General features: G+C 64.0%; 13 protein-coding genes. 10 read left to right on the top strand and 3 right to left on the bottom strand.

Annotated elements, in window-relative coordinates; translation table 11 throughout:
- Nucleotides 1–250 precede the first annotated feature (250 nt).
- Complete coding sequence (locus tag ACTJLD_RS11235; RefSeq protein ID WP_059696358.1) at nucleotides 251–2,452, top strand: glycoside hydrolase family 3 C-terminal domain-containing protein; 2,202 nt, start codon at nucleotides 251–253, stop codon at nucleotides 2,450–2,452.
- A 76-nt stretch (nucleotides 2,453–2,528) separates the two neighbouring features.
- Here ACTJLD_RS11235 and ACTJLD_RS11230 read toward each other — a convergent pair whose 3' ends face one another.
- Nucleotides 2,529–2,702 carry a hypothetical protein gene (locus ACTJLD_RS11230; protein WP_162923081.1) on the bottom strand — a complete coding sequence of 58 codons (174 nt, stop codon included), beginning with the start codon at nucleotides 2,700–2,702 and terminating at the stop codon, nucleotides 2,529–2,531.
- Nucleotides 2,699–3,274 (bottom strand): DUF4865 family protein, encoded by a 576-nt coding sequence (locus ACTJLD_RS11225; RefSeq protein ID WP_440658750.1) that lies wholly within the window; start codon nucleotides 3,272–3,274, stop codon nucleotides 2,699–2,701. The genes ACTJLD_RS11230 and ACTJLD_RS11225 overlap by 4 nt, the downstream gene beginning before the upstream one ends.
- A gap of 125 nt (nucleotides 3,275–3,399) precedes the next feature.
- Between ACTJLD_RS11225 and ACTJLD_RS11220 the strand changes: the two genes are divergently transcribed.
- The 3 genes from ACTJLD_RS11220 (at nucleotide 3,400) to ACTJLD_RS11210 (ending at nucleotide 5,895) form a co-directional block, all read left to right on the top strand.
- Nucleotides 3,400–4,257: a LysR family transcriptional regulator gene (locus tag ACTJLD_RS11220; RefSeq protein WP_027791394.1), complete on the top strand. Its 858-nt coding sequence runs from the start codon at nucleotides 3,400–3,402 to the stop codon at nucleotides 4,255–4,257.
- A gap of 75 nt (nucleotides 4,258–4,332) precedes the next feature.
- A complete protein-coding gene (locus ACTJLD_RS11215) occupies nucleotides 4,333–4,983 on the top strand; it encodes a DUF2625 domain-containing protein (protein WP_440658749.1) in 651 nt (216 codons plus the stop codon).
- 660 nt (nucleotides 4,984–5,643) lie between these two features.
- Nucleotides 5,644–5,895, top strand: coding sequence for a topoisomerase DNA-binding C4 zinc finger domain-containing protein (locus ACTJLD_RS11210; protein WP_431643447.1), 252 nt, complete (start codon nucleotides 5,644–5,646; stop codon nucleotides 5,893–5,895).
- A gap of 4 nt (nucleotides 5,896–5,899) precedes the next feature.
- Here the strand turns inward: ACTJLD_RS11210 and ACTJLD_RS11205 are convergent, their stop codons facing one another.
- Entirely contained in the window at nucleotides 5,900–6,523 is a 624-nt protein-coding gene (locus tag ACTJLD_RS11205; protein WP_431643449.1) for a hypothetical protein, read from the bottom strand.
- 353 nt (nucleotides 6,524–6,876) lie between these two features.
- Here ACTJLD_RS11205 and ACTJLD_RS11200 point away from each other — a divergent pair, with 353 nt between their 5' ends.
- The 6 genes from ACTJLD_RS11200 (at nucleotide 6,877) to ACTJLD_RS11175 (ending at nucleotide 12,037) form a co-directional block, all read left to right on the top strand.
- Nucleotides 6,877–7,686: a hypothetical protein gene (locus tag ACTJLD_RS11200; protein WP_431643451.1), complete on the top strand. Its 810-nt coding sequence runs from the start codon at nucleotides 6,877–6,879 to the stop codon at nucleotides 7,684–7,686.
- A gap of 117 nt (nucleotides 7,687–7,803) precedes the next feature.
- Nucleotides 7,804–8,769, top strand: a complete 966-nt coding sequence (locus ACTJLD_RS11195; protein ID WP_431643453.1) for a DUF932 domain-containing protein — start codon at nucleotides 7,804–7,806, stop codon at nucleotides 8,767–8,769.
- Between the two features lie 72 nt (nucleotides 8,770–8,841).
- The gene (locus ACTJLD_RS11190) at nucleotides 8,842–9,834 is read left to right on the top strand and encodes a YqaJ viral recombinase family protein (RefSeq protein WP_440658747.1); all 993 of its coding nucleotides are present in this window, start codon (nucleotides 8,842–8,844) and stop codon (nucleotides 9,832–9,834) included.
- A 12-nt stretch (nucleotides 9,835–9,846) separates the two neighbouring features.
- Nucleotides 9,847–10,074, top strand: a complete 228-nt coding sequence (locus tag ACTJLD_RS11185) for a hypothetical protein (protein ID WP_440658746.1) — start codon at nucleotides 9,847–9,849, stop codon at nucleotides 10,072–10,074.
- A gap of 59 nt (nucleotides 10,075–10,133) precedes the next feature.
- The gene (locus ACTJLD_RS11180; protein ID WP_431642885.1) at nucleotides 10,134–11,039 is read left to right on the top strand and encodes a recombination directionality factor; all 906 of its coding nucleotides are present in this window, start codon (nucleotides 10,134–10,136) and stop codon (nucleotides 11,037–11,039) included.
- Complete coding sequence (locus ACTJLD_RS11175; RefSeq protein WP_431642888.1) at nucleotides 11,039–12,037, top strand: hypothetical protein; 999 nt, start codon at nucleotides 11,039–11,041, stop codon at nucleotides 12,035–12,037. The genes ACTJLD_RS11180 and ACTJLD_RS11175 overlap by 1 nt, the downstream gene beginning before the upstream one ends.
- The last annotated feature ends 36 nt before the right edge of the window (nucleotides 12,038–12,073 follow it).

Here is a 12,073-nt window from a genome sequence, read left to right as displayed (position 1 = left end):
CAAACTACATTCATACCATTAGTCGCTGCAGAGAATCGCTACATCCGATTCGGCAGTGCCGGGCGGCCTGCGCGTCGCCGCCCGCGTTGACCGGTCGAGCCCAACCGGCCGTAACGATTCCCCGCCCGGCCTGGCATGCCGACGCGCAACCACCCTGCATCGCCAGCCGAATGCGTCCGGTGCGAATCCACCGGACGAGCGCAGCTCCAGACATCATCCGAACAATCGGCAATACGATCAGGAGAGCAACATGCGGGACACACTCTGGCCGGCCGTCGTGCTGGCAGCGACCCTCTGCACCACCGCCTACGCAGGCGATGCCGACTTCAACGCGCAAGGCGATGCGACCGATGCGTTCGCGTCGGCCGCCGCGCAACGGCGCGCCGACCTGCTCGTGCGCAAGATGACACTCGACGAGAAACTCCAGTTCATCCATTCGCAATACGAAATGTCCAAGGTGCCGGGCGGCGGCGCCGGCTATATCCAGGGCGTGCCGCGGCTCGGCATTCCCGATCTCAACATGGTCGACTCGGCGACCGGCTCCGGCAGCACGTCGCAGGCCAGCACGACGTTCCCCGCGACGATCGCCGTCGCCGCGAGCTGGGATCGCCGGCTGTCGTACGACTACGGCAAGCAGGTCGCGATCCAGTTGCGCGCGCAAGGATTCGGCATGGGCCTCGGCGGCGGCACCAATCTCGCACGCGAGCCGCGCGGTGGCCGGCTGTTCGAGTATCTCGGCGAAGATCCGTTGCTCGCGGGCGACCTGCTCGCCGAACGCACGCTCGCCACGCAACGGCAAAAGGTCATCGCCACGATCAAGCACTACGCGGGCAACGAGCAGGAGCACGGCCGGATGGGCGGCAACACGCAGATCGACGAACGCACGCTGCGCGAGCTTTACCTGCTGCCGTTCGAGATCGCCGCGAAGCGCGGTCGCCCCGGCAGCGTGATGTGCAGCTACAACCGGCTGAACGGCGCATACGCGTGCGAAAACCCTCATCTGCTGAACGACGTGCTGAAGAACGAATGGGGCTTCCAGGGCCAGGTGCAGTCCGACTGGGGCGCCACGCACAGCACGGCCGCCGCGATCAACGCCGGGCTCGACGAGGAAGAAGACGTCGGGCCGAGCGTGTACCTGACGCCGACGGCCGTCAAGCAGGCGATCGCGAACGGCTCGGTGTCGACCGCACGACTCGACGACATGGTGCGGCGCAAGCTCGCCGTGATGATCCGCGTCGGCGTGATGGACGATCCGGCCACGGGCGGCGGCACGATCGATTTCGCGGCCGCGAACCGGTTCGCGCAGGCCGCGTCCGAGCAGTCGATCGTGCTGCTGAAGAACGACGGCAATCAGTTGCCGCTGGCGGCATCGGCGCTGTCGCGCATTGCCGTGATCGGCGGCCATGCGGATGCGGCCGTGCTGTCCGGCGGCGGCTCGGGCAACACGCGCGACCCGGTGTCGGGGTCGTTCGCGGGTTGCGGCGGCCTGACGTTCGGCGCGTCGACCGGGTGCAGCTGGTGGCGCAATCCGTGGCTGAAGGTCGACGTGCCGATCGTCGCGGCCATCCGCGCGCTTGCGCCGGCCGCGCAGGTCACGTATGCGGGGAACAGCGACCAGCAGTCGCCGTTCCGTGCGTATACGCAGCAGGAAATCGACCAGGCCGCGGCGCTCGCGGGCCGCTCGGACGTCGCGATCGTCGTGGTGGCCCAGCCGGCCGGCGAGGATTTCGGCGACCTGCAGAGCCTGAGCCTCGCGAACCCGTCGAACCAGGACGCGCTCGTCGAAGCCGTCGCGCGCGCGAATCCGCATACGATCGTCGTCGTCCAGAGCGGCAATCCGGTGCTGATGCCGTGGAAGGACAACGTGTCGGCGATCGTCGAGGCATGGTATCCGGGTGAAGCCGGCGGCAAGGCGATCGCGAACGTGCTGTTCGGCGCGGTCAATCCGTCCGGCAAACTGCCCGTCACCTTCCCCGCGCGCGATCAGGATTCGCCGGCCTGGGGGCAAAACGGCACGTTCGACAACGACCCGGTCTACGCGGAAAAGCTGAACATGGGCTATCGCTGGTATGACGCGCGCAACATCAAGCCGATGTTCGAGTTCGGCTACGGGCTGTCGTACACGCACTTCGCGTATTCGGGGCTGTCGGTGTCGAAGCAGTGGGACGGGTCGCTGAGCGTCGCGTTCACGGTACGCAACGACGGGCGCGTCGCCGGTGCGGAGATCCCGCAGGTCTATCTCGGCGTGCCGTACAAGGACGAACCGCCGAAGCGGCTGGTCGGCTGGGAGAAGATCCGGCTGAATCCGGGCGAGGCGCGGCGTGTCCGCGTGACCGTGTCGCCGCGCATGCAGAGCGTGTGGGATACGTCGCGTAACGGCTGGCGGTTCGTGCCGGGCGGGACCGTGTACGTCGGTGCGTCGTCGCGGGATATCCGGTTGCAGGGGCACTGAGCGGCGCCAACCCAGCGGAGGAGCCGCGCGTGTCGCGCCCGGCTCTTCCGTCTTCCGCCGTCCGCACCGGCGATCCTCACCGGAACAGTAGCGCCAGCAGCGTCGCGAGCGCGGCAATCGCGGCAATCCCCGCCGCGATCCCGGCCAGATGCGCGGCGACCACGAGGCCGGCCGGCAATCGCACGGATGCCGGGCCGCTCGCCCCACCCGACGGCCCGGCCCGCGATCGCGACGCGACGCCCGTCGTCATGCTCCGCTCCCTTCCAGCGTATCGAGCAACGGCCTCGCCAGATGCAGCACCTGATACACCGTGCCTGCGCCGCCGTCCGGCTCGTGTTCGGTGACGAGGGCACGCGTCAGCCGCCAGCGTAGCGAGTCCAGACTGACCGCGGCCGCCACCACACCCTGCCGCGCCGCCACTTCGCGATTGCGCGTCACCTCCCGCGCCAGCGTCGCCTCGAGGTCGGCATCCGCCGGAATATCGACGGCTTCCAGACGAACGAAGCGCCCCGTCGACGCACTGCCCTTGCGCGCATCGAGCGCGACCTGCACGTCGATCGGCGCGCGGCCGAAGCTGTCCGTCACGACCCGGTAGCGGCCGCCCGTGACGAACCCGGCGAACGCCTGCTCGTTACGCCACAGATAGAACGACGCATAGCCGTTTTCCGTCGCACCGTAGCGCCCCGCCTCGCGCAGCAGGAACCCCTTGAACACCAGGTCCGGCGTGTCGTCCCAGAGCCTGCCGCGCTCGCGCACGCGATGGCGGATGATGTCGAGGTCGTAGTCCGCCGGCAGGCGGTGCACATAGTACGCGGTCAGCATGATCGACTCCTGAAGGGAAACGGAGATTCCGAATGGCTCGAGAACAGCGTAGAAGACCTTGAATCATTTGAAAATACGATGGCAGAATATTTCAATGATTCGATTTCTCAATGGATGAGAGTGCGATGAAAACGCTCGACATCGAAGCCGTGCAGGCGTTCGTGCTGACCGCCGACCTCAAGAGCTTCACGCGGGCCGCCGAGGCGATGGACACGACGCAGTCCGCGGTGAGCCTGAAGATCAAGCGGCTCGAAAGCGGCCTCGGCCGCCGCCTGCTGGAACGCACACCGCGGCAGGTTCGCCTGTCGGCCGACGGCACCGCATTCCTGGAACCGGCGCGCGAACTGGTGGCCGCCCACCACGGTGCGATCGGCGCGTTCGGCACCGGCCGGCGGCGGCTGGTGATCGGCGTCAGCCACCATGTCGTCGGCGCCGATCTCCCGATGCTGCTGCGGCGCATGAGCGAGGCGGAGCCGACGCTCGTGCTGGAGATCCGCGTCGCCGCGTCGCGCGACGTGCTCGATGCATTCGACCGCGGCCAGCTCGACGCGGCCGTCGCGCTGCAGCACGACAGCCGGCGGCTCGACGGCGAAACCATCCTGTCGGAGTCGTTCGGCTGGATGGCCGCGGCGGATTTCGAGTACCATCCGCCGCAACCGCTGCGGCTGGCCACGCAAGCCGAACCCTGCAGCGTGCGCCGCATGGCGATCGGCGCGCTCGACCAGGCCGGTGTCGGCTGGACGGAGGTGTTCGTCGGCGGCGGCGTCGCGACGATCGGCGCGGCGGTGTCCGCGGGGCTGGCCGTCGCGGCGCTCGGGCATCGCGTGGCGCCCGCCGGCACGGTCGACGTCGGTGCGCGCTACGGGCTGCCGCCGTTGCCGACGCGCGACGTGGTGCTCCACTCGAGCCTGACCGATGCGCGAGCCCGGCAGGCGCTGCGCACGCTGGGCGCGGCACTGCGCGCGTCGGTCGGGGCGCGTTGATGCCGCACGAGCCGGTGCAGGCCGTATCGTCCCGGCTCGGCCCATGCCGAACCGAACCACCCGGAGAGAAGACACATGCGTCCGCTGAACGAACTGGTCAACGAGCGTGAATCCGCCCTGCCGTCATTGATCGAGTGGTCGGCGGCAGCGCGTGATCGTTGCGAGATATTGCCGCCATCGGGCCGGAATGGCGAAATCCTGTCCACCCTTCAGGTCACCACGCGATCGCTCCTGGGGACGATCGCCTATTCGACCGGCGGCCTGCTCGTGGACGGCGGCTACCTTCGTCTGCTCGGCTCGGGCCATCCCGCGTTGCCCCGGGACATCGTCGGCTGGAATCAGGGACGATCCTCGGGCTTTCTGTTGGTCGCGGACGATGCCGTCGGCGGGTTCTTCGCCTTGAACGGCGGCGCACTCGGGGAGGACACGGGTTCCGTGTACTACTTTGCACCCGACACGCTGGAATGGGAGCCCCTCGGGATCGGGTACGGCGACTTCTTGCGATGGTCGCTCGGCGACACGCTGAGCGACTTCTACGCGAGCATGCGCTGGCCCGGCTGGCAGGCCGATGTCCAGTGCCTGACGACGGATCAATGCTTCAGCTTCCATCCATTCCTGTGGACGAAAGAAGGATCGGTCGAACGCAGCAGCCGTCAGGCGGTCGACGTTGCCGAGCTGTATGCACTCCAGATCGGCGCCGGCGCCACGACGTCAAGGCAACCGTGATCCGGCGTACCTGCCTTCGAATCCGGAACGTCGAGTCCCGTGGCAAAGCCGGTGCGCTTGCCCGCGCCTGACCATTCGCATCGGCGTCGCGTTTTGACGGCTTCGAAAGGCATCGATGCGCGCCACGGTAAAATTCCTGTTTCATCCCGCCCGCTCGTGCCGCCGCCCGATGCCTGCGCGGGTCGATATCAAACGCATCGCCAGGCCGTCATCACCTTGATTTCCCTACACCTTTCATCTCGCGACGCATGAGTTACTCGCTCGCCACCACCTGCATCCGCGAACTCGAGATCCGCAAGATTCGCGAGTCAAGACACAAAAAATACATTTAAAAACAATACGTTAATAGAGTAACACCCTAAAAAGAAAATATGTTATCAAGCCTGTGTAGGCGTGATGTAGGCATCTTAGAGCACTGCCAAACCATGCCAATCAACATCGCCACCCGGCTCCACCGTCCTAGAAGCCCTATGGACAACGTCGGGCACGTTGCTGAAGCTCAGCGCTCCCACATGGGTTTGGTTACGGTAGCTTCCCGAACACGCGCGCTGACGATCCAGTACTGGCGTTGGCCATGCCCGCCGGGGACAACTACCCGGACGGGGAAGAGCGCCGACTGTTCTACGTGGCCCTGACTAGGGCGCGGCGCAGCGTGGGGCCATGTTCACGGCACGCGGTCAGCGTTCGAGCTTCTTGCGGGAACTCGAGCAGGACGGCGCGGTGTCGATCACCGACACCGACGACCAGGTCGTTCAGGAGGAGGAATGCCCCTCGTGCAAGCAAGGGGTTCGGGTGTTGCGCAACGGCCCCTATGGGGAGTTTCGTTCCTGTTCCAACTTCCCTGCCTGCAAGTACAAGAAGCGGGGAAACGCGCCACTGCTTGCGTCGGAGAAGGCGATAAGGGCTCGCTGAATAGTCAACCGAACTCGCACAGATAGGCGCTTGGTCGCGTTCCGTACCTGCGCCTTTTACTCGTTGGGTTGCCGCCGTTTTGCCTTCGGTCTTGCCAGGGTTCAGTGCTCGTTGCCCCGGAGAACGCTGGGCCACGGTCCACCCGCATGATTCGCCCCAGGCGGTCGGTAGTCGCCGGGTGATTCGACAAGATCATGTCCCATTGTCGATCACGGGCATTCTGCCCGGTACACGAGACGACGTCCTGACGGATCTCGCTTGACATGCGCTCGTCGATACCAATTGGCTTGTCGGCAACGAGCCAGCGCGCACGTTCGGCCGCCTCCTGCTGCCGCCTACGAGCCTCCGTTTGCTCCCGCTGCCGTGCAGCCTCCGCCTGCTCCGCGCGCTCCAACAATTGCCCCTCCTCGCGCCCCTTCTCAAGGCCACGATCGAAGCCCACTGAGTCACCGTCGTCTTTTCCTTCACCGTAGCCCTCTGCTTTAGCTACCTGAACTCGTTTGTTGACTTCGGCCGTGTGGAGCTCCGCATTGGTCTCTAGGATTTCTTGGTGGCGAGCAAGCCTCATCAACGACAGTTTGCCTAACCAGCGGTCGACCCTGGACTGCAACTCGTCTTCCTCTTGCATCTACGTCCTCGTAAATTCCTACCTGTTCCGACACCCCAAGCGGCAACGAGCCACCGAATTATCAGACGATTCTACGTCGAATGGGGCCGGGAATTGAAGGAGGCAACACAGCAAATAGCAACCGCAAGCCCCAAGGGGAAGGGCATGCTTGTTCATTTGGCGGCCACACCGCAGCCGACCGACGTGTCACGCCTAGCCTGTCTCGTGTCAATCACGGCCCTCCTCATCCTATCGTTCGTGTTCTCGCGTCAATGTAGATTTTCTCGGTCACATATGACCTATCTGAGTACGGTTGGCTACAGCCGCTCCACCGCTGCACTCCCGCATCGGCGCACTTCGCTCAGGAACTCCCCATGCATCCCATTCTTACCTTCGCCATTGGCAATGCCGTTGTCGCAATTCTTATCTCTACCGGCATCCTGCTGTTTCTCAGGCGGCGCGCAACTCCAACGCCCACCCCAACGTCGCCTACACCTATCACCGTTACCTCCCCGGTTCAGTACGAGCTACTCGATCCAACGATCGAAGAATGGGAAGCCCAAACCCCCTACCCTGATCACGCACTACATGCTTTTCGACATACGCCGCCGACATCCTCTCAGACATCAGACTACCCCACTCGCTGTTTACCCGATCCATTTCCCGACGACAGTGAATCGTTCGAAACCCAATCCTTTCGACGCCGTTTTGAATCGCCAGCACGCAACGAACCTCTCGACTCTCCATCGTCGTTCCCGGCTACGCCCCATTCGTCCAAAACAACAGCTACCGATTCCACTCACTTCTCGTACGCGCCTGCGTGGGCGACAGGGGCTCTGTCGCCTAGCGGAGAGACACGAGCCTGTCCTCAATGTGACTCCCCCCATGTCGACGTGCTCAACGTCGGCCGGAAAGCTGGCAGTACGCTTGGCAGCGTCGCCGGCGCGACGAGCGGTGTCGCCATGGCGCTGTCCGGGGCCGAGGCGGGCGCGGCCGTCGGTGCCATTGGTGGTCCGCTTGGCGCTGTGTTCGGTGGCCTGACGGGCGCCGTCATCGCCGGGTTGATTGGCAGCGCAGCCGGCTCGGTCGCTGGTTCCGCTGTCGGCGGCGTACTTGACGACAGTCTTCTCGACAATTACCGGTGCGTATCGTGCGGTCACACCTTCGGCGCGCAATACCGCTGATCACCGCCGTCGTGGCAGTCGTTCTCGCCATCCGCCTCTTCCGCTCCCCGCTCATTCAAACCAATCTGCCCGACATTAGTCGGGCGCTATGCCATTTCTATCGAAAAGGAGTATTCAATGCATCTCCTCCAAACCATGGCCTACGTCGGTCGAGAGCCCTGGCACGGTCTCGGCAACCGCCTCGCCGCCAACCAACCGATCGACGTCTGGGCCGATCGCGCCGGTATGAACTGGTCGATCGAATCGTCCGAAGTCCGGTACGTGTCCGGCTCCGCCGGCATCGGCTCGATCCACGCCTTTCCCGACCAGAAGGTGCTGTATCGGTCGGATACCAAGGCACCGTTGTCCGTTGTCTCCGCGCGCTATCAGGTCGTCCAACCCCGCGAGATCCTCGAGTTCTACCGAGACCTGACGGAAGTCGGCGGATTCGAACTCGAAACGGCTGGCGTGCTCAAGGAGGGTCGCAAATTCTGGGCACTCGCCAACACCGGTCAATCCGGCATATTGAAGGGTAAGGATAACGTCAAAGGCTATCTGCTGCTGGCGACCGCCTGTGATGGCACACTCGCCACGACGGCGCAATTCACCTCGGTCCGAGTTGTCTGCAACAACACGCTGGCGATCGCGCTCGGTGACGGCACGGGTGTCGTCAAGGTACCCCATCGTTCGCAGTTCGATGCCACCGCCGTCAAACGTCAGCTCGGAATCGCCGTGTCGTCGTGGGATGCATTCATGGTCCGCACGAAGGCGATGGCCGAGCGCAAGGTAACCGATTCGGCTGCCGATGCCTTCTTCCGGCGGGTGCTGACCTACACCGTCACGAATCCCGGCGAGCGTGACGGGACGACAGTCAACGAACGGGCACTCCGTGCGGTGAGCGAACTCTATGCCGGGCGCGGCAAAGGTGCGCAGCTGCCCTCCGCATCCGGTACGGCTTGGGGGCTGCTCAACAGCATCACCGAGTATGTCGACCACCATCGCCGCGCTCGCAGCGACGACCACCGGCGCGATGCCGCATGGTTCGGGCAAGGCGCGCTTATCAAGCAAAAAGCCTGGGACGAAGCGCTCAAGCTCGTCGTATAGCTCCCGTCTCGTATTCACTCACCCCGGCCCGGTCAGGTTCGCCTGCCGGGCCGTTCTGTTTCTGGAGGTTTCATGAGCATACCATCCAGTCGCGTTCGTTCGCGACGCCCTGCATTGAAGCTTGCCAGAACCGCCGAGCTATCGCGCGAGGACTGGCTCGCGGTTCGACGCACCGGCATTGGTGGATCGGACGCCGCGGCAGCAGTGGGCCTGAATCCCTATATGAGTCCGCTTGAGCTATGGCTCGACAAGACCGGCCGCGCGGACGGTTTGCCCGGGCCCGATCCGGACGACACAAGTTCGCCGACCTACTGGGGCACGTTACTCGAACCTATTGTCGCCGCGTCCTACACCAAGCAGACCGGCAATCGAGTTCGACGGATCAACGCCGTGCTGCGTCACCCGACGATCCCTTTCATGCTCGCCAACCTCGACCGGGAGATCGTTGGCGTGCCCGACGTCCAGATTCTCGAATGTAAGACAGCGGGAGAGTTCGGGGCCCGGCTCTGGCGGGAAGGCGTGCCCGAGTACGTACAAATTCAGGTTCAGCATCAGCTTGCAGTAACAGGCAAATCTGCTGCACACGTCGCCGTCCTGTTGTGCGGCCAGGCACTGGAAGTTCATCGGATCGAACGGGACGAGGCATTGATCGAGCGACTGGTCGAACTCGAAGCCCGTTTCTGGCGTTTCGTGGAGAGCGATACGCCACCGCCCGCAGACGGATCGGAGTCAGCCGATCGCGCCCTACGCCATCTGTATCCCGGCAACGGCGAAACGATCGATTTCAGCGGTGATCGTCACCTGTCTTCCGTGTTTGCCGATCTGGTCGTCGTACGGACCGAGATCGAGACGCGCCAGCAGCTCGAGGCGCAGTTCAAGCAGGCAATCCAGGAAGCCATGGGGGACGCCACGCGAGCCCTGTTCGAAACCGGCTCGGTCTCATTCAAGCGCAGCAAGGATTCGTCGTCGATCGATCTGGAGCGGCTACTGGCCGATCACCCCTCGCTCGAACAGCAATACGCCATCTCGAAGCCCGGTTCTCGGCGCTTCCTCATTTCTACCTAACCCCTACCGACCATGACAAATCTCGAATGTCTCACCGACATCATGACTTTTTCACGATATGGCGCGCTTGCCCAGGCGTTCGTCATGGACGCGCTCAGCAAGCATGCCGAGCGGGTTGCGACGGTGCCACTCGACCAGTTGCAAGCGCAATTTGGCGTTCACCCGATGATCAGCGTTCAAGCCTGGCAAGGCGTCGCGCGCGAGATCCACGACAAGCTCGAAGCACATTTCGCTCGGTAGCCAGTGCGGCAACTCGAAATCGCATCCCTCCACTTTACCTATTCAGCTTAGAGGCCATCATGCTCAAAGGTCTTGCTATCACTCCGCCCGTTGTCGGGCGCATCTCCATCGGTCGCATCGTCGAGAAAAACGGCAAGCGCATTCCCGAGAAGGACGACCAGTTCACGCTCACCACCCAGGTACAACAGCGTGGCGAGTGGATGTTGCATCCACTGAATGAAACGCTGCGCAAGGCGGCGTCCGGCAAGCTCCGCGCGATTCCGGTCCGCATGCTCTTCAACGATCCGGATCTCAACCTGCGTGCCGACTACAGCCTGTTCGACCGGGACACCGGGCGGCCGGTGTGCGTCGGCAACGGGGAAACGTGTCGTCGCGCGGGTGACGCCGGCATCGAAAACCTACCCTGCCCGTCGCCGGACGGCTGTGCCTTCGCGCGCCAGGGCGGTTGCAAGCCCTATGCGCGACTGAATGTGATCGTTGGCGACGAAGACGAGATGGGTTCGTTCATCTTCCGCACCACCTCGTACAACTCGATTCGCACCCTTGCCGCTCGGTTGCACTACTTCCGTGCCGTGTCCGGCAACCTGCTCGCCAGTCTGTCGCTGGAGCTTCGGCTGCGCGGAAAATCAACCACGCAGAGCTATCGGTCCGCAATCTATTACGTCGATCTAGGCGTGCGATCGGGCAGTACGCTCGAAGACACGCTGATGCAGGCGCGCGAACTCGATGCGCGGCGGCGAGCGGCAGGGTTCGATCAGGCCGCACTCGACGCGGCAGCACGGTCTGGCTTCGCGAATGGCGCGTTCGAAGACAGTCCTGACGAACGCGCCGCCGTGGCCGAGGAGTTCTATCCCGAGTCGGCGGGCCATCCGGATACCGGAAGCGGCGACGATACCGGTCAATCCGCGACGCTGCGCGGCAAGCTCGAGCGCAAAGCCGTGTTGCTGGGCGGCAAGGCAGCATGATGCGGTCATCTCGCTGGATTATTGCTCTGGCGATGTCGGCCACGGCCACTGCGCTCAGTCTGTCTGTATTGGCGGGTTGGCAACGCGGTGGCACGTGGCCGGAACGGCTCATCTGGATCGCGATTGGCGTGGTGCTCATCACGAGCGCGCATCTACTGCCGGCGCTCATCCGAGGTAAGCCGCTTGGCGTCAGAGTGATCGGCGGCCTGTTGTGGTTGGCATGCATGGCAACCGCCTGTTACGGCCACGTCACCTTCTTTCTGCTTGCCCAGCAGCATGCAGGTGCCCGGCGGATGGCCACTGCAGTTGCTTTCCCGCCCGCACCGCGCCGTAGCCTGACCGTCGTCATGGATGATCGGGCCACGATCATGCAGCAGCTCGCGACAATCGACGCACTACGGTGTCGTCGTGACTGCGTGATGCAAGAGGCACGCCACGTGACGCTGGTCGCGAAACTTGACGCGCTGAACGCAGAAGCCGACGAGGTGCGACACGTCGAAGCCGAACGCGATCGAGTCACCGATCAGCGCGACGCGTTACTCGTCGATCCGGTCACGTCGCGACTCGCGGCGTTACTCGGTGCGACGACTGCGCGTGTCGATCTGCTGTCGGGGTTGACGTTCGCGACCGTACTGGAAAGCGCCGCCTGTTTGCTGTGGGTCATCGTGCTCGGGCGCTCTTCTGCCGAAGCGACGTCCCGTGACGCGACTCCCATGGAAATCCCGGTCGTCGCAGCCATGACTACGGCGGTACCCACAGTCGCGGCGGCAAGTTCGATGATGGAAACGGGTGAGACCGTTAGTCGCAATTTAGACGATCCGAATGAAAGGCCGTCGATCGTGACACGGCCTGACGACGCGGTGACTCGACTCGCGCACGACGTTGCGGCCGGTCTGGTCCGCCCCACCGTCGCAGACATCCGTATCCACCTCGGCTGTTCACAAGCCAAAGCGTTGGCACTTCGCCGGCGACTCGCCGAACTCAACCTGCCGGCATAAACCGGGCTTTCGCCCGGTTCTCTTTTCTTAATTCCC

The sequence above is a fragment of the Burkholderia sp. 22088 genome (assembly GCF_052045915.1).
Lineage (GTDB): Bacteria > Pseudomonadota > Gammaproteobacteria > Burkholderiales > Burkholderiaceae > Burkholderia > Burkholderia cepacia.
The sequence above is the reverse complement of the archived record's forward strand: the minus strand, read 5'-3'. Positions and strand labels throughout refer to the sequence as shown.

What these genes read in the sequence shown, in the direction of transcription:
- ACTJLD_RS11235 (WP_059696358.1), top strand. Translation starts at nt 251, where the DNA reads ATGCGGGACACACTCTGGCCGGCCGTCGTGCTGGCAGCGACCCTCTGC.
- ACTJLD_RS11230 (WP_162923081.1), bottom strand. Translation starts at nt 2,702, where the DNA reads ATGACGACGGGCGTCGCGTCGCGATCGCGGGCCGGGCCGTCGGGTGGG.
- ACTJLD_RS11225 (WP_440658750.1), bottom strand. Translation starts at nt 3,274, where the DNA reads ATGCTGACCGCGTACTATGTGCACCGCCTGCCGGCGGACTACGACCTC.
- ACTJLD_RS11220 (WP_027791394.1), top strand. Translation starts at nt 3,400, where the DNA reads ATGAAAACGCTCGACATCGAAGCCGTGCAGGCGTTCGTGCTGACCGCC.
- ACTJLD_RS11215 (WP_440658749.1), top strand. Translation starts at nt 4,333, where the DNA reads ATGCGTCCGCTGAACGAACTGGTCAACGAGCGTGAATCCGCCCTGCCG.
- ACTJLD_RS11210 (WP_431643447.1), top strand. Translation starts at nt 5,644, where the DNA reads ATGTTCACGGCACGCGGTCAGCGTTCGAGCTTCTTGCGGGAACTCGAG.
- ACTJLD_RS11205 (WP_431643449.1), bottom strand. Translation starts at nt 6,523, where the DNA reads ATGCAAGAGGAAGACGAGTTGCAGTCCAGGGTCGACCGCTGGTTAGGC.
- ACTJLD_RS11200 (WP_431643451.1), top strand. Translation starts at nt 6,877, where the DNA reads ATGCATCCCATTCTTACCTTCGCCATTGGCAATGCCGTTGTCGCAATT.
- ACTJLD_RS11195 (WP_431643453.1), top strand. Translation starts at nt 7,804, where the DNA reads ATGCATCTCCTCCAAACCATGGCCTACGTCGGTCGAGAGCCCTGGCAC.
- ACTJLD_RS11190 (WP_440658747.1), top strand. Translation starts at nt 8,842, where the DNA reads ATGAGCATACCATCCAGTCGCGTTCGTTCGCGACGCCCTGCATTGAAG.
- ACTJLD_RS11185 (WP_440658746.1), top strand. Translation starts at nt 9,847, where the DNA reads ATGACAAATCTCGAATGTCTCACCGACATCATGACTTTTTCACGATAT.
- ACTJLD_RS11180 (WP_431642885.1), top strand. Translation starts at nt 10,134, where the DNA reads ATGCTCAAAGGTCTTGCTATCACTCCGCCCGTTGTCGGGCGCATCTCC.
- ACTJLD_RS11175 (WP_431642888.1), top strand. Translation starts at nt 11,039, where the DNA reads ATGCGGTCATCTCGCTGGATTATTGCTCTGGCGATGTCGGCCACGGCC.